Origin of the sequence: Trinickia symbiotica, from assembly GCF_003028655.1 — a bacterium.
GTDB classification, from domain to species: domain Bacteria; phylum Pseudomonadota; class Gammaproteobacteria; order Burkholderiales; family Burkholderiaceae; genus Trinickia; species Trinickia symbiotica_A.
Genome location: NZ_PYUC01000078.1, coordinates 1 through 380, shown reverse-complemented (window position 1 = coordinate 380; position 380 = coordinate 1). Strand labels below are relative to the sequence as shown.

1 rRNA gene is annotated in these 380 nt (G+C 51.3%); it reads left to right on the top strand.

Annotated elements, in window-relative coordinates:
* Nucleotides 1-271 precede the first annotated feature (271 nt).
* Nucleotides 272-380: ribosomal RNA gene (locus tag C9I57_RS32315) — 23S ribosomal RNA — on the top strand; the annotation flags it as partial.

Genomic DNA, 380 nt, shown 5'->3' with positions numbered 1-380 from the left:
CAATCGTTGGGGTGTTTGTCATTGGCGAGTGCGCCAGTCAGTGTGACTGCAAAGTCGGCTGTCGATCTTTAACAATCTGGAAGAAGTAGTAAGGGATATCGGAAGCGTCTCATGAGATGGGCGTGGACGATATCAAATGGGTAGTGATTGTATCCAAGTATGAGAAGGGTATCGAAAGATGCTCTTGGAATACGGCACAAACGCGAGAACTCAACCTGTAGCGTAAGCGAATCAAGATTCCTGCGGGGATCGGAAGACGCTCTCGTTATAGGGTCAAGCGAACAAGTGCATGTGGTGGATGCCTTGGCGATCACAGGCGATGAAGGACGCGGTAGCCTGCGAAAAGCTGCGGGGAGCTGGCAAACGAGCTTTGATCCGCA